Source organism: Streptomyces sp. NPDC001678, from assembly GCF_042892945.1.
Lineage (GTDB): Bacteria > Actinomycetota > Actinomycetes > Streptomycetales > Streptomycetaceae > Streptomyces.
The window spans coordinates 1-17,906 of sequence record NZ_JBIAUP010000015.1; the positions used below are offsets into that span (position 1 = coordinate 1).

16 protein-coding genes are annotated in these 17,906 nt (G+C 72.7%); 7 read left to right on the forward strand and 9 right to left on the reverse strand.

The features are described from left to right. Positions 1–398: 398 nt before the first annotated feature. Complete coding sequence (locus tag ACFYZR_RS26520) at positions 399–926, reverse strand: hypothetical protein (RefSeq protein WP_391914501.1); 528 nt, start codon at positions 924–926, stop codon at positions 399–401. Between the two features lie 73 nt (positions 927–999). Then, positions 1,000–1,251, reverse strand: coding sequence for an SH3 domain-containing protein (locus ACFYZR_RS26525; RefSeq protein WP_391914503.1), 252 nt, complete (start codon positions 1,249–1,251; stop codon positions 1,000–1,002). A gap of 140 nt (positions 1,252–1,391) precedes the next feature. On the opposite strand from ACFYZR_RS26525, the gene ACFYZR_RS26530 reads away from it, so the two are divergent. Then, complete coding sequence (locus ACFYZR_RS26530; protein WP_391914749.1) at positions 1,392–3,584, forward strand: PQQ-binding-like beta-propeller repeat protein; 2,193 nt, start codon at positions 1,392–1,394, stop codon at positions 3,582–3,584. A gap of 41 nt (positions 3,585–3,625) precedes the next feature. On the opposite strand, the gene ilvD is transcribed toward ACFYZR_RS26530, so the two are convergent. From ilvD to ACFYZR_RS26550, 4 genes are all read right to left on the reverse strand, one after another. Then, a complete protein-coding gene (gene ilvD / locus ACFYZR_RS26535; protein ID WP_391914505.1) occupies positions 3,626–5,476 on the reverse strand; it encodes a dihydroxy-acid dehydratase in 1,851 nt (616 codons plus the stop codon). A gap of 105 nt (positions 5,477–5,581) precedes the next feature. Continuing rightward, complete coding sequence (locus tag ACFYZR_RS26540) at positions 5,582–6,259, reverse strand: TetR family transcriptional regulator (RefSeq protein ID WP_391914507.1); 678 nt, start codon at positions 6,257–6,259, stop codon at positions 5,582–5,584. Beyond that, complete coding sequence (locus ACFYZR_RS26545; RefSeq protein WP_391914509.1) at positions 6,256–7,116, reverse strand: sugar phosphate isomerase/epimerase family protein; 861 nt, start codon at positions 7,114–7,116, stop codon at positions 6,256–6,258. The genes ACFYZR_RS26540 and ACFYZR_RS26545 overlap by 4 nt, the downstream gene beginning before the upstream one ends. 110 nt (positions 7,117–7,226) lie before the next feature. After that, positions 7,227–8,159, reverse strand: coding sequence for a Ppx/GppA family phosphatase (locus ACFYZR_RS26550; protein ID WP_391914510.1), 933 nt, complete (start codon positions 8,157–8,159; stop codon positions 7,227–7,229). A gap of 156 nt (positions 8,160–8,315) precedes the next feature. On the opposite strand from ACFYZR_RS26550, the gene ACFYZR_RS26555 reads away from it, so the two are divergent. Then, positions 8,316–9,089 carry a hypothetical protein gene (locus tag ACFYZR_RS26555; RefSeq protein WP_391914751.1) on the forward strand — a complete coding sequence of 258 codons (774 nt, stop codon included), beginning with the start codon at positions 8,316–8,318 and terminating at the stop codon, positions 9,087–9,089. Positions 9,090–9,114: 25 nt separating this feature from the next. Here the strand turns inward: ACFYZR_RS26555 and ACFYZR_RS26560 are convergent, their stop codons facing one another. Further along, positions 9,115–10,809, reverse strand: a complete 1,695-nt coding sequence (locus tag ACFYZR_RS26560; RefSeq protein WP_391914512.1) for a sigma-70 family RNA polymerase sigma factor — start codon at positions 10,807–10,809, stop codon at positions 9,115–9,117. Positions 10,810–11,030: 221 nt separating this feature from the next. Here ACFYZR_RS26560 and radA point away from each other — a divergent pair, with 221 nt between their 5' ends. Together radA and disA are read left to right on the forward strand one after the other, a co-directional pair. Continuing rightward, positions 11,031–12,470, forward strand: a complete 1,440-nt coding sequence (gene radA, locus ACFYZR_RS26565) for a DNA repair protein RadA (RefSeq protein ID WP_391914514.1) — start codon at positions 11,031–11,033, stop codon at positions 12,468–12,470. 148 nt (positions 12,471–12,618) lie between these two features. Continuing rightward, complete coding sequence (gene disA / locus ACFYZR_RS26570; protein ID WP_229354695.1) at positions 12,619–13,749, forward strand: DNA integrity scanning diadenylate cyclase DisA; 1,131 nt, start codon at positions 12,619–12,621, stop codon at positions 13,747–13,749. A gap of 84 nt (positions 13,750–13,833) precedes the next feature. Here disA and ACFYZR_RS26575 read toward each other — a convergent pair whose 3' ends face one another. Next, on the reverse strand, positions 13,834–14,610 hold the full coding sequence (locus ACFYZR_RS26575) for a hypothetical protein (protein WP_391914516.1): 777 nt from the start codon (positions 14,608–14,610) through the stop codon (positions 13,834–13,836). A gap of 244 nt (positions 14,611–14,854) precedes the next feature. Then, positions 14,855–15,385: a pyridoxamine 5'-phosphate oxidase gene (locus ACFYZR_RS26580; protein ID WP_391914518.1), complete on the reverse strand. Its 531-nt coding sequence runs from the start codon at positions 15,383–15,385 to the stop codon at positions 14,855–14,857. Positions 15,386–15,521: 136 nt separating this feature from the next. On the opposite strand from ACFYZR_RS26580, the gene ACFYZR_RS26585 reads away from it, so the two are divergent. From ACFYZR_RS26585 to ACFYZR_RS26595, 3 genes are all read left to right on the forward strand, one after another. Beyond that, a complete protein-coding gene (locus tag ACFYZR_RS26585) occupies positions 15,522–16,427 on the forward strand; it encodes an A/G-specific adenine glycosylase (protein ID WP_391914520.1) in 906 nt (301 codons plus the stop codon). A 284-nt stretch (positions 16,428–16,711) separates the two neighbouring features. After that, entirely contained in the window at positions 16,712–17,263 is a 552-nt protein-coding gene (locus ACFYZR_RS26590) for a SigE family RNA polymerase sigma factor (protein WP_126915368.1), read from the forward strand. Further along, positions 17,251–17,904 carry a hypothetical protein gene (locus ACFYZR_RS26595; protein ID WP_391914522.1) on the forward strand — a complete coding sequence of 218 codons (654 nt, stop codon included), beginning with the start codon at positions 17,251–17,253 and terminating at the stop codon, positions 17,902–17,904. Before ACFYZR_RS26590 ends, ACFYZR_RS26595 begins: the two co-directional genes overlap by 13 nt. The last annotated feature ends 2 nt before the right edge of the window (positions 17,905–17,906 follow it).

Here is a 17,906-nt window from a genome sequence, read left to right on the forward strand (position 1 = left end):
CATCGTGATGACGGACGGGGTGTCAACATATCTGGCGTTGACTTTTGGCACGCTGTTGAGTTCTCAAGGAACGGACGCTTCCTTTGTACTCACCCTTTCGGGCTTTCCTCCGGGCTTCCCTTCGGTGTTTCCAACCTTACCAGATCCGTTTTCCGTTCCGTTCCCGGTTCGGATTCCTTTTCCGGCCCCCTGTTGGAGCGGGGTTTCTCGCTTTCGGCCTTTCGGCCTCCGGCGTGATCACTACTTTAGCGGATTTCCCCCGCGGCGCCTAATCGGCGCCCGTTCCGAATTTCGGCAGGCCGAAATTCTTCCCGTTCAGGGAGTCATGCAAGTAGTGGAGGTTGTCGCCCCGTCGTCCTCGCGGACCCCGTGGCAACTCGGAGAACTCTACACGACGTTCAGGGGTGCTTGCGCCGCCCCTTGGACGCCCGCCCCTTGGGTGCCCGGCCCGCCGGGTTGCCCGTGCGGGTCGTGCGGAGGCGCTCGTGGCGGACGCGGGCCCGGTCGTACTCGGCGCGGTGGAGCTTCTCGCCCGGGGCCTCCACGAGGGTGCGGCAGAAGTAGGCGAACAGGGTGCCCAGGAAGCCGATCATCATGATGCTCTGCATCGAGCGTTCGGCCGCCGCGTCCACCGGGGCCTCCGGGCGGCGGACGAACCGCTCCCATGTACGGCGGAAGGCGAGGGCGCTGCAGACGGCGAAGGCCACGACGACCATCGCGTTGATCAGGCCGCCCACCTTGGCGATGGCCAGGCCCTCGTATCCCAGGCGCAGGACGAAAGCGCCCGCTACTGCCGCCGCCAGGGAGCCCACGGCGACCCCGGCCCGGCGCAGTGCGTAGCCGCCGTCGTGCTCGACCCAGGTCGTACCGAAGAACCGGATCGGTTCGGGCTGGGGTCCGGTCGCCGTCTCGTGCTCACCGCTCATACGTCGATTATGGGCACGCCGTATGAACAGAGGACCGAACAGAGGACCCCGAACAGAGGACGGAGCCGTGTCCTCAGCCCGAGCAGGCGACCGCCACGTACCCGCTGCTACCCGTCTTCACGTACGCGTCGGACACGTACTGGCCCGGGGCGATGCAGTCCCAGACGTCCGTGGTGCCGCACGGGCCGGAGACGGTCTCGCCGCGGGTCTGGCAGCGGATGGAGACGCTGGAGCCCTGCGGGAGGGTCTTGACCAGTTCGCTGTCGGTGCTGGGGCCCCGGCGGACGTTGACCTGATGGCCAGGAGCGATCGGGTAGTACGCCATGCTGCTCTCCCCCGTGAGGTGAATGACATGCGCAGGCTAGCAACGCACGGCTGCGCCTCCCCGGTAGCCCCTGCGCCATCGATTAGGCTCCGCAAGCCGCCGAAAGCGGTCGAATCACACGGGTGACACGGGGGTGGGGCATGCCGCCGCTGCGCGGTACGGGGAGCGGTCCGGAAGCGGACGATCCGCAATACGCGGGTCGGTACCGGCTGGAAGGACGCCTCGGCTCGGGCGGCATGGGCGTGGTGCACCTGGCGCGCTCGCCGTCGGGGCTGCGCATCGCCGTCAAGGTGGTGCACGCCGAATACGCGGTGGACCCCGAGTTCAGGGCGCGGTTCCGGCAGGAGGTCGCGGCGGCGCGACGGGTGAGCGGTGCGTTCACCGCGTCCGTCGTGGACGCCGATCCCGGGGGTGAACGGCCCTGGATGGCCACCCTCTACATCCCCGGGCCCACACTGTCCGAGCAGGTGAAGCGGAACGGGCCGCTGAGCCCCGACGAGGTGCGGCGGCTGGCGGCCGGGCTCGCGGAGGCGCTGCGCGACATCCACCGGGCGGGCGTGGTGCACCGGGATCTCAAGCCCAGCAATGTGCTGCTCGCCGAGGACGGTCCGAAGGTGATCGACTTCGGGATCTCGCGCCCGTATGACAGCGAGCTGCGCACCGAGACCGGAAAGCTGATCGGTACGCCGCCCTTCATGGCTCCGGAGCAGTTCCAGCGGCCGCGTGAGGTGGGGCCGGCGGCGGATGTGTTCGCGTTGGCGTCGTTGCTGGTGCACGCGGCGACGGGGCGGGGGCCGTTCGAGTCGGAGAGTCCGTACATCGTCGCGTACCAGGTCGTGCACGACGAGCCCGATCTGACGGGCGTGCCGGACGATCTCGTACCGCTGATCCGGGCCTGTCTCGCGAAGGAGCCGGCGGACCGGCCGACGCCCGACGCGATCATGGCCATGCTGCCGACGCCTGAGCCCGGGCCGGTGACGACGTCGCCGGTGCCCGCGCGCGTACCCGGGCCCGTCCCGGGGGCCGGTTCCCTCCCCGTTTCACCTACCGCTTCACCCGTTTCCTCTCCTGACGGCGGCTCCCGCCCCCGGTCCCGTCGGCTGCTGTCGCTCCGCCGGGCCGCCGCTGCCGTCGTGGCCGCCGTCACGCTGATAGCGGGCGGTGCCTGGGTGATGGAGGAGGTGGAGGATCTCGGCAAGCAGCCGGCGCACAGCCGGCCCACTCCGGCGGGTTCCTCCTGGCGGCCGTGGGAGACGTCCGTACTGGCGGATCCCGCCGGGAACGGTGAGGTGCGGGCCGGGTTCTGTACGTTCGCGGACGGTGCCCTGTACTGCGCGGGGCGGGGCGTGCACGCGGCCCGTATAGACGCCGCGTCCGGCAAGGTCGCGTGGCGGCGGACGGCCCCGGGCGGCGACCGGTCCGGCCCCGGTGTGAGCGGGGCGCGTGCGCCGCGGGTGTCCGGTGGGCTGGTGCACGCGCTGTCGCCGGACAAGCGGGAGCTGTCCGCGCTCGACCCGGCCACGGGTGAGCCGCGCTGGACGCGCGATGTGTCCTCCTACGGCGGACGCGTTTATTACGCGGGCGACACCGTACTGCTGGTCGCCGGGGACGGTGTGATCACGGCGGTCGACGGGGCGACGAACCGGGAGCGGTGGCGGCATGCGCTGCCCGGTGGGATCAAGCCCGTCTTCTCCTCCTACGGGCGTGACGCCATCGGTGTCGCTCTCGCGCCCGACGGGCGGCACACGCAGGTCGTCGGCGTCGACCCGGTGCGCGGTACGACGCTGTGGCGGTGGACGGCGGACGGTGCGCTGACGGCCGTCGGCGGCGGGCCGAACGGAAGCGTTTATTTCAGCGAGGCCAACGAACGGACGCAGGTTTCCACCGTCGTCCGGTACGCCCCGGGGATCGGGCGGGAGCGGCGGATTCCGCTCCGTACGCCCCTGGACGCGACGAGCGTCATCGCCAAGGGCGACGTGGTGTACGTCCTGTCCTCGGACGGCGGGCTGACGGCGGTCGGCACGGCGGAGCTGCCCGGGCGGCCCGCGGGTGAGCTGTGGCGGATGGAGACGTCCGTCGCCAACGCGTCGGCGCTGGTCGCCGATGGGGACGGGCGCCGGCTGTACCTCTCCGCCGCCGACGGGCGGCTGCTGGCCGTGGACACCGGGCAGGGAACGCTGCTCGGGCAGACGTCGCCCCGGTTGGCGCGGGCGGGGCGCGGGGTTCTGGAGTTGCTTCCGGAGCCGGTGGTGGCGGACGGGAAGGTGTTCGGCGCGGCGCCGGACGGGACGGTGTTCGCGGTGAGCGAGCGGAACCCGGCGGGGTGGCGGTAAGGCGCCACCCCTTGCCCCTCTCCTGGCCCAGTCCCCCAGTCCTATCCCAGCTTGCTGACGTCCCGCACCGCGCCCTTGTCCGCGCTCGTCGCCATCGCCGCGTAGGCGCGCAGGGCCGCCGAGACCTTGCGTTCGCGGTTCTTCGGCGCGTACGTGCCGCCGAGGGCCTCGCGGCGGGCCGCCAGTTCGTCCTCCGGCACGAGGAGTTCGATCGAGCGGGACGGGATGTCGATGCGGATGCGGTCGCCGTCGTGGACGAGGGCGATCGTGCCGCCCGAGGCGGCCTCGGGCGAGGCGTGACCGATCGACAGCCCCGACGTACCGCCGGAGAAGCGGCCGTCCGTCACCAGGGCGCAGGCCTTGCCGAGGCCGCGGCCCTTGAGGAAGGACGTCGGGTAGAGCATCTCCTGCATGCCGGGGCCGCCGCGCGGGCCCTCGTAGCGGATGACGACGACGTCGCCCTCCTTCACCACCTTGGAGAGGATCTTGTCGACGGCCTCCTCCTGCGACTCGCAGACGACGGCCGGGCCCTCGAACGTCCAGACCGACTCGTCGACACCGGCGGTCTTCACCACGCAGCCGTCGACGGCCAGGTTGCCCCGGAGGACGGCCAGTCCGCCGTCCTTGGAGTACGCGTGCTCGACGGAGCGGATGCAGCCGCCGGCCGCGTCCACGTCGAGGGACTCCCAGCGCTCGGACTGCGAGAAGGCGGTCGCGGAGCGGACGCAGCCGGGGGCCGCGTGCCACATCTCGACGGCTTCGGCGGAGGGGGAGCCGCCGCGCACGTCCCAGGTCTTGAGCCAGTCGGCCAGCGACGCCGAGTGCACGGAGTGGACGTCCTCGTTGAGGAGGCCGCCGCGGTAGAGCTCGCCGAGGATGGCGGGAATGCCGCCGGCGCGGTGGACGTCCTCCATGTAGTACGTGCCGCCGGGGGCGACGTTCGGGGCGACCTTGGCCAGGCAGGGGACGCGGCGCGAGACGGCGTCGATGTCCTTGAGGTCGTAGTCGAGCCCGGCCTCCTGGGCGGCGGCGAGGAGGTGGAGGATCGTGTTGGTGGAGCCGCCCATGGCGATGTCGAGGGCCATGGCGTTCTCGAAGGCGGCGCGGGTGGCGATGTTGCGCGGCAGGACGGACTCGTCGCCCTGGCCGTAGTAGCGCTCGGTGATCTCCACGACCGTACGGCCGGCGTTCTCGTAGAGCGCCTTGCGGGCGGTGTGGGTGGCGAGCACGGAGCCGTTGCCCGGGAGGGAGAGGCCGATGGCCTCGGTGAGGCAGTTCATCGAGTTGGCGGTGAACATGCCGGAACACGAGCCGCAGGTCGGGCAGGCGTTCTCCTCGATGCGTAGGACGTCCTCGTCGGAGACGTTCTCGTTGACCGAGTCGACGATGGCGTTGATCAGGTCGAGCTTGCGGACCGTGCCGTCGACGAGCGTGGCCTGGCCGGCCTCCATGGGGCCGCCGGAGACGAAGACGACGGGGATGTTCAGGCGCAGCGCGGCCATGAGCATGCCCGGGGTGATCTTGTCGCAGTTGGAGATGCAGATCAGGGCGTCGGCGCAGTGTGCCTCGACCATGTACTCGACGGAGTCGGCGATCAGGTCGCGGGAGGGCAGCGAGTAGAGCATGCCCGCGTGGCCCATGGCGATGCCGTCGTCGACGGCGATGGTGTTGAACTCGCGCGGGATGCCGCCCGCCGCCTTGATCGCGTCGGAGACGATCCGGCCGACCGGCTGGAGGTGGGTGTGGCCGGGCACGAACTCCGTGAAGCTGTTCGCCACCGCGATGATCGGCTTGCCGAAGTCCTCGCGCGCTACGCCCGCGGCCCGCAGAAGGGCTCGGGCGCCCGCCATGTTGCGGCCGTGGGTGACAGTGCGGGACCTCAGCTCGGGCATCCTGCTCACTCCTTGTGTCTCGGACGTCCGAGCCTACGCCGCTCGTCCGCGAAGCGGACAGGGTTTCCGGGATGCGAGACGCCGTAGGGGTGCCGCAGGGGTCGTTCAGGCGGCGGCCGGGTCGCCCGTCAGATGGCGCTGGACCGCCGGGGCGACCATCGCCACGACCCGGTCGAGGTCCTCGGACGCCATCGGTTCGATCTTGATGACGTGGCGCAGCATGATCACGCCCACCAGGTGCGCCGCCGCCAGCTCGGAGCGCAGCTGTGCGTCGGGGGCCTTCAGTTCGGCGGCGATGCGGGACATCAGCCGGGTGTACACCAGGTTCCGGAAGACCACGGCGGCTGCCTCGTTGGCCACGGCCGACCGCAAGATCGCGAGCAGCGGCTCGCGGGTGACCGGGTCCTCCCACAGCCCGAGGACGAAGCGGGTCAGCCGCTCCCCCACGCTGTCCAGCGGGCCCTGGACGACGACCGCCTGGGCGTCGAGGGCGGGCGCGAAGGCCGTTTCGACGGAGGCGGCGAAGATCTGTTCCTTCGGGCCGAAGTAGTGGTGGACGAGCGCGGGGTCGACCCCGGCGCCCCTGGCTATGCCGCGGATGGACGCCTTGTCGTAGCCGCGCTCGGCGAATTCGGCGCGGGCGGCGGCGAGGATGCGCTCGCGCGCGCCGGGGCCGTCGCCCGCGTCCGTACGGGCGGGACGGCCGCGGCGGCGCGGGGCCGCCGGGGGCGGGGCCTGCTCCGGCGGTTTCGGGCCCTCGTCGGGCCGTTCCTCGCTCGTCACGGTCTCGGCACCCCCGTCGGAGAGCCCGTCGGGGAGCCCGCCGAGGAGCCCGTCGGGGAGGCGAGGTGGAGGCGGGTGTACGCCAGGGCCTCGGCCAGGTCCGCTTCCCGCTCGGCGGCGGACATGGCCCGGCGGGTGTTGACCTCGATCACGATGTGCCCGTCGAAACCGCTCGTCGCCAGGCGCTCCAGCACCTCGGCACAGGGCTGCTTGCCGCGGCCGGGGACGAGGTGCTCGTCCTTCGCGGAGCCGTTGCCGTCGGCGAGGTGGATGTGGGCGAGCCGGTCGCCCATCCGGTCGATCATCTCCAGGGCGTCCGTGCGGGCCGTCGACGTGTGCGACAGGTCGACCGTGAAGTGGCGGTAGTCGTCCTTGGTCACGTCCCAGTCGGGCGCGTAGGCGAGCATCTCGCGGTCGCGGTAGCGCCAGGGGTACATGTTCTCGACGGCGAACCGGACGTCGGTCTCGCCCGCCATGCGCCACAGTCCCTGGACGAAGTCCCGCGCGTAGGAGCGCTGCCAGCGGAACGGCGGGTGGACGACGACCGTGCTCGCGCCAAGCTTCTCCGCCGCCGCGCGGGCGCGCTGGAGCTTGACCCACGGGTCGGTCGACCAGACGCGCTGGGTGATCAGCAGACAGGGGGCGTGGACGGCCAGGATGGGCACCTGGTGGTAGTCGGACAGCCGACGCAACGCGTCGATGTCCTGGCTGACCGGGTCGGTCCACACCATGACCTCGACACCGTCGTAACCCAGCCGGCCGGCGATCTCGAAGGCCGTCGCCGTCGACTCGGGGTAGACCGATGCCGTGGACAGCGCGACCTTCGCATCCGGAATGCGCACCACTGGCTCTGTCACGAGGGACAGCGTATGCCCGCCCCTCCGGCGGCGGGCAGGTGGTTCCGTACGACGCGTACGTCGGGTACGTCACGGTGGGGCGGACCGGACCGCCCCACCGGGTGGTCCGCTCAGGTCGTGGGCAGGTGGTCCAGCCGGCGCAGGATCACGCCCTCGCGCAGCGCCCACGGGCAGATCTCGACCTCCTCCACCCCGAACAGCTCCAGCGCCGCCTCCGCCACGAGCGCGCCCGCGAGCAGCTGCCGCGCGCGCCCCTCGGAGACCCCGGGGAGCCTGGTGCGCTGACCGGAGTTCATCGTGGCCAGCTTGGGCACCCACTCCTCCAGCGCCTTCCGGCTGAGCGTGCGCTGGGTGTACAGCCCCTCGGTGGAGCGGGCCGCGCCCGCGATCCGGGCGAGCTGTTTGAAGGTCTTGGAGGTGGCGACGGCGTGGTCGGGCGGGCCGAGGCGGGCGAAGTCGCCGACGGTTCGGGCGATCTCGGTGCGCACGTGGCGGCGCAGCGCCCGTACGTCCGAGGAGTCGGGCGGGTCGCCGGGGAGCCAGCCCTTGGTGAGCCGGCCGGCGCCGAGGGGGAGGGACGCGGCCGCGTCGGGCTCCTCGTCGAGGCCGAAGGCGATCTCCAGGGAGCCGCCGCCGATGTCGAGGACAAGGAGTTTTCCGGACGACCAGCCGAACCAGCGGCGGGTGGCGAGGAAGGTGAGCCGGGCCTCCTCCGCGCCGGTGAGGACGGGCAGCGTGACGCCGGTCTCCCGCTGGACGCGGGTGAGGACGGCGTCGGCGTTGGAGGCCTCGCGGACGGCCGAGGTGGCGAACGGGAGCACTTCCTCGACGCCCTTGTCCTCGGCGGCCTGGAGCGCCTCGTGGATCACGCCGATGAGCCGCTCTATCCCGGCGTCGGTGATCGCGCCGGAGTCGTCCAGCAGTTCTGCGAGGCGCAGCTCGGTCTTGTGGGAGTGGGCGGGCAGCGGGCGGGCACCGGGGTGCGCGTCGACCACCAGCAGGTGGACCGTATTCGAACCCACATCGAGGACACCGAGTCTCATGGCCTGAACGCTACTGCGGTGGCCGAAGGCACTTAGGCTTGAGGGGTGGCGAAGACGAAGAAGGCCAAACCGGACAAAGAACGGGAAAGAGCCTCCAGCAAGCAGGTCAACGGCTCCGGGAGCTCCAAGAAGACGGGCAAGCTCGGGTCCAAAGTGATGAAGGCCGCCAAGGCGGCCCCGGTGCCCGACGAGGTCGGGCTCGACTTCGCCCGCGCCTGGGTCGAGTTCCCCGACCCGGCCGACGACGAACAGGTCTTCCGCTGCGACCTGACCTGGCTGACCTCCCGCTGGACGTGCGTCTTCGGCGACGGCTGCCAGGGCATCCGGGAAGGACGCGCCGCCGACGGCTGCTGCACGCTGGGCGCGCACTTCTCGGACGAGGAGGACGAGCAGCGGGTCGCCGAGCACGTGGCGCGGCTCACGCCGGACATCTGGCAGTTCCACGAGGTGGGTGCCGACTCCGGGTGGACCCAGCTCGATGAGGACGGGGAGCGGCAGACCCGGCGCTGGAAGGGCTCCTGCATCTTCCAGAACCGGCCCGGCTTCGCGGGTGGCGCGGGCTGCTCGCTGCACATCCTGGCGCTGCGGGAGGGCCGCGAGCCGCTGGAGACGAAGCCGGACGTGTGCTGGCAGCTGCCGGTGCGGCGTACGTACGACTGGATCGACCGGCCGGACGACACGCAGGTGCTCCAGGTGTCGATCGGCGAGTACGACCGGCGGGGCTGGGGTCCGGGCGGGCACGACCTCCACTGGTGGTGCACGTCAGCGCGGTCGGCGCACGTGGGTGCCGATCCGGTGTACGTGTCGTACCGGGCGGAGCTGGTGGAGCTGATGGGTGAGGAGGGGTACGCGCGGCTGGTGAAGCTGTGCGAGGAGCGGATGTCTTCGCTGCTGCCGATGGCTCCGCATCCGGCGGACAGCCACCCCTGACGGTGACCCTCCGGGCACGAACCGGTCAGTGCGTCGGCGGTGGCGTCGTGGGCGGGTAGGTCGGCTGGGTCGGCGTCGGGGTCGGGCGGGGGGTGCCGCAGCCTTCGATGGTGACGACCGTGCCGCCCGGGGCGATGGCCACGCGGGCGCTCCAGGGGCCCGTGGGCTCCCTGCCGTGGTCGACGAGCACCGTGACCGTCACGGACTGCCCCGGGCGCAGCACTCCCCCGGGCTGGCTCAGCCGTAGCCAGGGTGCCCCGGCGGACATGGACCAGCTGACCGGTTCGCCGCCGTCGGCGGTGAGCTTGATGATCGTGGCCGTGCCGCTGGGCTGTGCCTCGACCGTCAGCCGACCGGGTCCGGCGGGGCGGGCGGCCTGGGTGGGCCGCGGCGCGGCGGCGGCCGGGGGTGTGGGGCCGGCGGACCGCGTGGCCGGGGCGGGGCTGCCGTCCGGGCCGAGGACGGCCACGGAGACGTCCGGGAAGACCTCCGGGAAGCGGTGGCCGATGGGCCCCGGAGTGCCGTTGACGCGGCGGGTCGGGCCCGCCGGGGCGGTCGCCTCGTACGGATCCGCGTAGGCGCCCTCGTACATGCCCTCGTGGGGGCTGCCGCCCAGGCTGTCGGTCTCGGTGGCGGACACCGGGGCGGCGCCCGTGCCCTCGCCGAGCGGGGTGCCCCGGTAGGCGGCCCACAGGGCGAGGATGGGTGCGGCGACGACCGTGGCGACGACGGTGGTGGTCACGGCCCGGCTGCGCAGCCTGCTGCGGCGGGCGGCGCGGTCCTTGGGGGTGAGGGGGAAGCCGCCGCGGTCGAAGCGCGGGGCGGCGGCGCGCTGCGCGCTCGCGCGCCGGCGTGGGGGGCGCGCGTCCAGGACGCGGCGCATCGCGGCGTGCGCGGCGGCGCGGGGGGCGCGGAGGACGGGCAGGGCGGCGGCCGGGGACACGGCCGTACCGGGCCAGGGCTCGCCCGCGACGGCCCGCTCGGCGGTGCGGCGGCAGTCGGCGCACTCGTCGACGTGGCGGACGAGCTCGCGCCGGAGCGCGGCGCCCAGCAGCACTTCCCGGTCGCCCACGAAGCGGGTGACCACCGGGCAGCGGCCCGACTCGACGACGGCGAGCGCGGTGCGGGTGCGCTCGACCTCGCAGGCGGCGCTGGAGAGCAGGACGCGCGCCGCGTCGAGGTCCAGGCGGAGCACGGCGGCGACCTCGTGGGGGGCGAGGCCGTGGCGTACGGCCAGCTCCAGGGCCTCGCGCTGCTCGGCGGTGGTGCCGGCGGCCTCGGGCCAGGCGAGCAGGGCCAGTTCCGCGCGGGCGCCCGCGTCGGGGGCGGGCGGCGGGTCGCCGGGGCCGCGCTCGGCGAGCCTGCGCAGGCACGCCCAGCGGGCGAGGGCGTACAGCCAGGCGCGGTGCGCCTCCTGGGCGGCGGGCGCGCGGTCGGCGCGGCGCTCGGCGAGCGCCAGGGTCTCGCCGAGGGCGGCGACGGCGGACCCGTGGTCGCACAGGACGGACAGGCAGTAGGTGAACAGGCCGTCGAGGTGCGGGCTGTTCTCGGGGCCTTCCGCGAGGCTCTCCTCCTCGACAGCGTCGTCGGCGTACTCGATGTGCTCGATGTGCTCGGTGGTGCTCTCGACGACCTGGTGCCGGTCCGCGCGCGGCGCACTGCTGGGTGCGCGGTGCGCGCCGGTGGCATGCGTGGGGGGCTCGGGCCTGCTCGTCATCATCCCGGCGACGGTAGGCCGGTGCCGCGCCCTCGTCCGCCCTGCTCACAGAGGTTTAGCCCATACGGGTGACCCTCTCCCTCAAAGGGGGACAGGAGCCCTACATTCCGCCCCGATTGGCCGAGCTCGGGGCAGGGCGGTACGTACTGACGGGCGAACTCGCGGGCGAGCCGACGGGCCGACTCGCGGCCGCGCTGTCAGTGGCCACCGCTACCGTGTTCCGCATGGCTGCCCGTACCTCTCGCTCGTCCGCCAAGGACCGGCCCTCCTACCGCTGCACCGAGTGCGGCTGGACCACCGCCAAGTGGCTCGGCCGCTGCCCCGAGTGCCAGGCGTGGGGCACCGTCGAGGAGTTCGGCGGCGCGCCCGCCGTGCGGACGACCGCGCCCGGCAGGGTGACCACCGCCGCGCTGCCCATCGCCCAGGTCGACGGCCGCCAGGCCACCGCGCGCGGCACGGGCGTCCCCGAGCTGGACCGGGTGCTCGGCGGCGGTCTGGTGCCCGGCGCGGTGGTGCTGCTCGCGGGCGAGCCCGGCGTCGGCAAGTCGACCCTGCTGCTGGACGTGGCGGCGAAGGCGGCTTCCGAGGAGCACCGCACGCTCTATGTGACGGGCGAGGAGTCGGCGAGCCAGGTCCGGCTGCGCGCCGACCGCATCGGCGCCCTCTCCGACCACCTCTACCTCGCCGCCGAGACCGATCTGTCCGCCGTCCTCGGGCATCTCGACTCGGTCAAGCCGTCGCTGCTGATCCTGGACTCCGTCCAGACCGTGGCCTCCCCCGAGATCGACGGGGCGCCCGGTGGCATGGCCCAGGTCCGCGAGGTCGCCGGCGCCCTCATCCGGGCCTCCAAGGAGCGCGGCATGGCCACGCTCCTGGTCGGCCACGTCACCAAGGACGGCGCCATCGCGGGCCCCCGTCTGCTGGAGCACCTGGTCGACGTCGTCCTGCACTTCGAGGGTGACCGTCACGCGCGGCTGCGCCTGGTGCGCGGCGTGAAGAACCGCTACGGCGCCACGGACGAGGTCGGCTGCTTCGAGCTGCACGACGAGGGCATCATCGGCCTCGCCGACCCCAGCGGCCTCTTCCTCACCCGGCGTGCCGAGCCCGTGCCGGGCACCTGTCTGACGGTGACGCTCGAGGGTCGCCGCCCGCTGGTGGCCGAGGTGCAGGCGCTGACCGTCGACTCCCAGATCCCCTCCCCGCGCCGCACGACCTCGGGCCTGGAGACCTCGCGCGTGTCGATGATGCTCGCCGTGCTGGAGCAGCGCGGCCGCATCAGCGCCCTCGGCAAGCGCGACATCTACAGCGCCACGGTCGGCGGCGTGAAGCTCTCCGAGCCCGCCGCCGACCTGGCCGTGGCGCTCGCCCTGGCCAGCGCCGCCAGCGACACCCCCCTGCCGAAGAACCTGGTGGCCATCGGCGAGGTGGGCCTGGCGGGCGAGGTCCGAAGGGTCACGGGTGTGCAGCGGCGGCTGGCCGAGGCGGCCCGGCTGGGCTTCACCCACGCCCTCGTCCCCGCCGATCCGGGCAAGGTGCCCAGCGGGATGAAGGTGCTGGAGGTCTCGGACATAGGCGAGGCCCTCCGGGTGCTGCCCAAGCGCCCCCGCCGGGAGCCGGCCGGAGGGACGGGCCGGGAGGCGAGCCAGAGGACCACTCCCGAATAGGCTGGGCGCCAGTAGACTTTCCCTGGTCCCGCCCGCACGTACGCTCCGCCGCACACCAAAGCGCGCGACGCGCACGGCGTGCACGACGGCGCGTACGCGACAGCAGGGCGGCCCGCGGCACCGTTGACCTTGCGACCGGAGGAGTGCAGTGGCAGCCAACGACCGGGCATCGGGCCCCGGCAAGTCCGGAGGCGCCTCCGGTGGCTCCGGGGTCGACGGGCTGATGCGCACGCTGAGCGCCGTCGCGCCCGGCACGGCCCTGCGTGACGGCCTGGAGCGCGTTCTCCGCGGCAACACCGGCGGGCTCATCGTCCTCGGCATGGACAAGACCGTCGAGTCGATGTGCACCGGCGGATTCGTCCTCGACGTGGAGTTCACGGCCACCCGCCTGCGCGAGCTGTGCAAGCTGGACGGCGCGCTGATCATCGACAAGGACATCAGCAAGATCGTGCGGGCGGGCGTCCAGCTCTACCCCGACGCGTCGATCCCCACCGAGGAGACCGGCACCCGCCACCGCACCGCGCAGCGCGTCTCCATCCAGTCGGGCTTCCCCGTGGTCTCCGTCAGCCAGTCGATGCGGCTGATCGCCCTGTACGTGGGCGGAGAGCGCCGCGTCCTGGAGGAGTCCGGCGCGATCCTCTCCCGCGCCAACCAGGCGCTGGCCACCCTGGAGCGCTACAAGCTCCGCCTGGACGAGGTGGCCGGCACCCTGTCCGCCCTGGAGATCGAGGACCTGGTCACCGTCCGGGACGTCACCGCCGTCTCCCAGCGGCTGGAGATGGTCCGCCGCATCGCCACGGAGATCGCGGAGTACGTGGTCGAGCTCGGCACCGACGGCCGGCTGCTCTCCCTCCAGCTCGACGAGCTGATCGCGGGCGTCGAGCCCGAACGGGAGCTGGTCGTGCGGGACTATGTCCCCGAGCCGACCGCCAAGCGCACGCGTACGGTCCCCGAGGCCCTCTCCGAGCTGGACTCCCTCTCCCACGCCGAGCTCCTCGAACTGCCCATCGTCGCCCGCGCCCTGGGCTACAGCGGCTCCCCCGAGACGCTGGACTCCGCCGTCTCGCCGCGCGGCTACCGGCTGCTGGCGAAGGTGCCCCGGCTGCCGGGCGCCATCATCGAGCGGCTCGTGGACCACTTCGGCGGGCTCCAGAAGCTTCTCGCTGCCAGCGTGGACGACCTCCAGACGGTCGATGGTGTCGGCGAGGCGCGGGCGCGGTCGGTGCGCGAGGGGCTTTCGCGGCTGGCGGAGTCGTCGATCCTGGAGCGGTACGTCTAGGCTGCGCCGGGCTTTGCCGGGCAGCTGCGGGCCGCATGTGGCTGGTCGCGCTTCCCCGCGCCCCTTCGGGCGCGGGCCGTCCGCTCAGGCCTTCTCGAGGACGAACTCCGTGCGGTCGGTGACCCCGGCGACCTTCACCTCGACCCGGTAGGTCCCGGCCGCCGCGGCCGAGGCGCCGGAGGGCGTGGCGCACTGCGGGGCGCTGCGCCTGCGGTCCCACTCCACGGTGCGCTTGGTCTCGCCGGAGCCCGGCACCTCGAAGAGCACCGCGCCGGCGCCCCGGGGGCAGTCGCCGGAGTTCCAGACGTGCTCCTCGCCCTTGTCGTCGGTGATGACGAACATGGCGGCGGTCGGCCCGAAGTTCACCTTGCAGGCGCTGCCGCCGGAGTTCTTCACGACGAGTTCGAACTTGGGCTTCTCGTCCGGCCGGTAGGAGTCCTTGACGCTGCGCACGCTCAGCCGCACCGAACCCGGTGTGCAGTCGGGCAGGCTCGACCCGGCCGCCACCGGCTTGCTGTCGCCGGGCACGGTCACCGCCAGCCCGGGGCCACCGCCGAAGCCACCGCCCGCGCCGTTCGCGCCGCCCGCGCCACCGCCCGCCCCGGAACCGCCGCCGCTCCCGGCACGGTCGCCGGAGCCGCCGCCAGCACCGCCGGTGGATCCGCCGCCGCCCGAATCGCCACGCCCGCCCGGTCGTTGACCGATGTGCGGTCCCGATGGCGTCGGGCCGGGAGTGATCGTGGCGTCCGCCGTGGGCGCCTGGCCGTTCTTGGCTCCCTCGCTCTGATCGCCCTCGGAACCGCCGCCGTCACCGCCCATGGCGAGGAACCAGATGACGACGAGCACCAGAAGTCCGAGCATGCCAAGCGCAACTGCCCTCCGCCGCCAGTAGATGGAGGAAGGAAGCGGCCCGATCGGATTGCGCAGAGATCCCACGCGAAAACTCTACGAGAGATCGGCCGGGGGACCAGCCAGTACCCGCCGTAGGAGTGCCTGCTTTTCCCATCATCTGCCCGCAACCGGGGCCGTGGTGACGGTCCGCCCGGTCACCGGCACGGTCCGCGAGCGTTCGTACGGCTCGGCGGAGGGCCGGCCGGAAGGCTCGTCAGGAGGTCTGTTCCCACTCGGTCTTGTGCCCGAACCCCCGGCCGTTGTCGACCAGCCGCAGCCAGTCCGGGCGCAGCTCCCACAGCCCGGTGCGCTCCATCGCCTGCCGCAGCCGGTCGGTCCGCTCCACGTACGGGAAGCGCGTGCTGTACGCGTGCCAGGCGGCCTCGCGGTCGGCGCCCTCCAGGAGGCGGCAGGTGCCACGGCCCTGGACGCCGGTGAGCGAGGTCCAGTCCTGTCCGTCGCGCTGTGCGGTGAAGGCGACCCGGCCGTCGCCGGCGAGCAGGGCGCGGCCGTGACGGGTGGTGGTGGAGGTGACGAAGAGGAGCGTGGGAAGCGACGGAACGGACTCACCGGGCTCGACCGCGTAGGGCGCGGAGAGCGCGTACAGCACGGCGCACGCCTGCGGACCGTCCTCGTCCACGTAGGCCAGGGTCAGGGTCGTGTGCGCGTCGAGAGCTTCCCCGATCTCGGCGGGCGGCGAGTGCTGTGTGAACGGTGTGAGCGGACGTTCTGTCGGGTCGGTCATGGGATCAGCCTAGGAAGCACGGGGCCGGTCGGCGGTGGCGGCACTCACTCGATCGGGGCGGCCCGGGGCGCGCGTGGCCGACGCGGGCCCCAGCCGTTTCGCCGCTCCGCGCGGTCGTGCCAGGATCGGAAGTGCCATGACTGCGATGCCTGCCACCACGCCTCAGACGTCCACCCTGTTGCACGCCCCGGTGATCGACTGGTTCTCCGTGCACGCCCGTGATCTGCCCTGGCGCCGCCCGGAGGCCGGGCCGTGGGGGGTGATGGTCAGCGAGTTCATGCTCCAGCAGACCCCCGTGAGCCGGGTGCTGCCGGTGTACGAGCAGTGGCTGGCCCGCTGGCCGCGCCCGGCCGATCTGGCGGCCGAGCCGCCCGGCGAGGCGGTGCGCGCCTGGGGGCGGCTGGGCTATCCGCGCCGGGCGCTGCGGCTGCACGCCGCCGCCTCGGCGATCGCCGAGCGGCACGGCGGCGAGGTGCCGAGCGATCACGCGAAGCTGCTGGCGCTGCCGGGCGTCGGCGAGTACACGGCGGCGGCCGTGGCGTCCTTCGCCTACGGGCAGCGGCACGCGGTCCTCGACACCAACGTCCGCCGGGTCTTCGCGCGGGCGGTGACCGGCACCCAGTACCCGCCGAACGCCACGACCGCCGCCGAGCGCCGGCTCGCCCGCGCTCTGCTGCCCGAGGAGGAGCCGGTGGCCGCCCGCTGGGCCGCCGCCACGATGGAGCTGGGCGCGCTGGTCTGCACGGCCCGTACGCCCTCGTGCGACAGCTGCCCCATCGCTGCCGAGTGCGCGTGGCTGGCCGCCGGGTCGCCCGCCCACGACGGGCCGCCGCGCCGGGGCCAGACGTACGCGGGCACCGACCGGCAGGTGCGGGGCAAGCTGCTGGCGGTGCTGCGCGAGGCGATCGTGCCGGTGCCGCAGGCCGCGCTGGACGCGGTGTGGCACGAGCCGGTGCAGCGGGCGCGGGCGCTGGACGGGCTCGTGGCCGACGGACTGGTCGAGCCGCTGGCGGACGGTCGTTACCGGCTGCCGCTGACGTAACGGCCGCGCGCCACGTGTACGGCTGTGCGCACAGCCGTACACACAGCCGTCATACAGCGCTCACAAAGCCATCGTCGTGAGCCGCCTCCGCCTTGCTTCCGAAACGGACAGAGCCGGTCTTTCTTTGATCTATTCCTCCGGCTGTTACACAACCTATGGATAGCTGTGCCACAGCCGACGGGCTCTCGCACATCGCGTCGCAACAGCTCCTCCGTAGCGTCCTACCCGTGCTGGAGGACCACCAGCGTGGCGCGGGGAACGCGAGTGGATTGGAGGCTGCGGTTATGGCGGGCAGCAGCGGCAAGGTGCTGGACTTCGAGGAGTACGTGCGCAACCGTCAGGACGCCCTCCTGCGCAGTGCCCGGCGTCTCGTCCCGGACCCCATCGACGCGCAGGACCTGCTCCAGACCGCGCTCGTGCGCACCTACGGCCGCTGGGACGGGATAGCGGACAAGTCGCTGGCCGACGCCTACCTCCGCCGCGTCATGATCAACACTCGTACGGAGTGGTGGCGCGCCCGCAAGCTCGACGAGGTGCCCACCGAGCAGCTCCCCGACGCCAGCGTCGAGGACGGCACGGAGCAGCACGCCGACCGCGCGCTGCTGATGGACATCCTCGGGGTCCTCGCGCCCAAGCAGCGCAGCGTCGTCGTGCTGCGACACTGGGAGCAGATGAGCACCGAGGAGACCGCGGAGGCGCTCGGTATGTCGACCGGGACGGTCAAGAGCACGCTGCACCGCGCGCTGGCCCGGCTGCGTCAGGAGCTGGAGAGCCGGGACCTGGACTTCCACGCCCTCGAGCGCGTCGATCGGGGGCAGGAACGGTGCGCCGCCTGAAGCGCGCCGCCGGCTTCGGGCCGGCGATGATCACCGGTGGAGCGGTCACCGCGATGGCCGCTGCCGCCGGTCTTCTGCTTGCCGGCTGCGGGACGAGCAGTGACGGGGTGCGCAAGGAGGGGCCGGCGCAGAACCAGCCCGCCGCGAAGGCGGCCTCGCGTACGCCCGCGCCGACCGCGACCCCGGCCCAGAAGATCGACGCGATCAAGCTGATCAAGGCCGATCCCAAGGTCAGCGATCAGATCAAGAAGAACCTCAAGCCCTGCGTCAAGGACCAGTACCCCGTCGACGTCACCTACGGCCAGCTCACCGGGAGCGACCGTACCGATGTGGTGGTGAACGTGCTGACGTGCGGGGACTCCCTCGGCATCGGCTCGTATGTGTACCGTCCCAAGGGGGACTCGTACGAGAATGTGTTCACGGTCGAGCAGTCGCCCGTGTACGCGGACATCGACCGCCGGGATCTCACGATCACCAAGCAGGTCTACGGCCCGGGTGACGCGGTCTGCTGCCCCTCGGGGGTCGACGTCCTGACGTACCACTGGTCGGACGGCACGTTCCACGAGACCGGCCGTACCCACACCGACTACAACAAGGCCGGCAACACCGGCAAGGTGCCGAGCGAAGGATCGGAGGGCTGAGA

Excerpts from the sequence above, each read along its gene's own strand:
- ACFYZR_RS26525 (WP_391914503.1), bottom strand. The coding sequence starts at position 1,251 with ATGGCGTACTACCCGATCGCTCCTGGCCATCAGGTCAACGTCCGCCGG.
- radA (WP_391914514.1), top strand. The coding sequence starts at position 11,031 with ATGGCTGCCCGTACCTCTCGCTCGTCCGCCAAGGACCGGCCCTCCTAC.
- ACFYZR_RS26520 (WP_391914501.1), bottom strand. The coding sequence starts at position 926 with ATGAGCGGTGAGCACGAGACGGCGACCGGACCCCAGCCCGAACCGATC.
- ACFYZR_RS26555 (WP_391914751.1), top strand. The coding sequence starts at position 8,316 with ATGAAGGCCGCCAAGGCGGCCCCGGTGCCCGACGAGGTCGGGCTCGAC.
- ACFYZR_RS26590 (WP_126915368.1), top strand. The coding sequence starts at position 16,712 with ATGGCGGGCAGCAGCGGCAAGGTGCTGGACTTCGAGGAGTACGTGCGC.
- ACFYZR_RS26550 (WP_391914510.1), bottom strand. The coding sequence starts at position 8,159 with ATGAGACTCGGTGTCCTCGATGTGGGTTCGAATACGGTCCACCTGCTG.
- ACFYZR_RS26575 (WP_391914516.1), bottom strand. The coding sequence starts at position 14,610 with ATGCTCGGACTTCTGGTGCTCGTCGTCATCTGGTTCCTCGCCATGGGC.
- ACFYZR_RS26585 (WP_391914520.1), top strand. The coding sequence starts at position 15,522 with ATGACTGCGATGCCTGCCACCACGCCTCAGACGTCCACCCTGTTGCAC.
- ACFYZR_RS26530 (WP_391914749.1), top strand. The coding sequence starts at position 1,392 with ATGCCGCCGCTGCGCGGTACGGGGAGCGGTCCGGAAGCGGACGATCCG.
- ACFYZR_RS26560 (WP_391914512.1), bottom strand. The coding sequence starts at position 10,809 with ATGATGACGAGCAGGCCCGAGCCCCCCACGCATGCCACCGGCGCGCAC.
- ilvD (WP_391914505.1), bottom strand. The coding sequence starts at position 5,476 with ATGCCCGAGCTGAGGTCCCGCACTGTCACCCACGGCCGCAACATGGCG.
- ACFYZR_RS26580 (WP_391914518.1), bottom strand. The coding sequence starts at position 15,385 with ATGACCGACCCGACAGAACGTCCGCTCACACCGTTCACACAGCACTCG.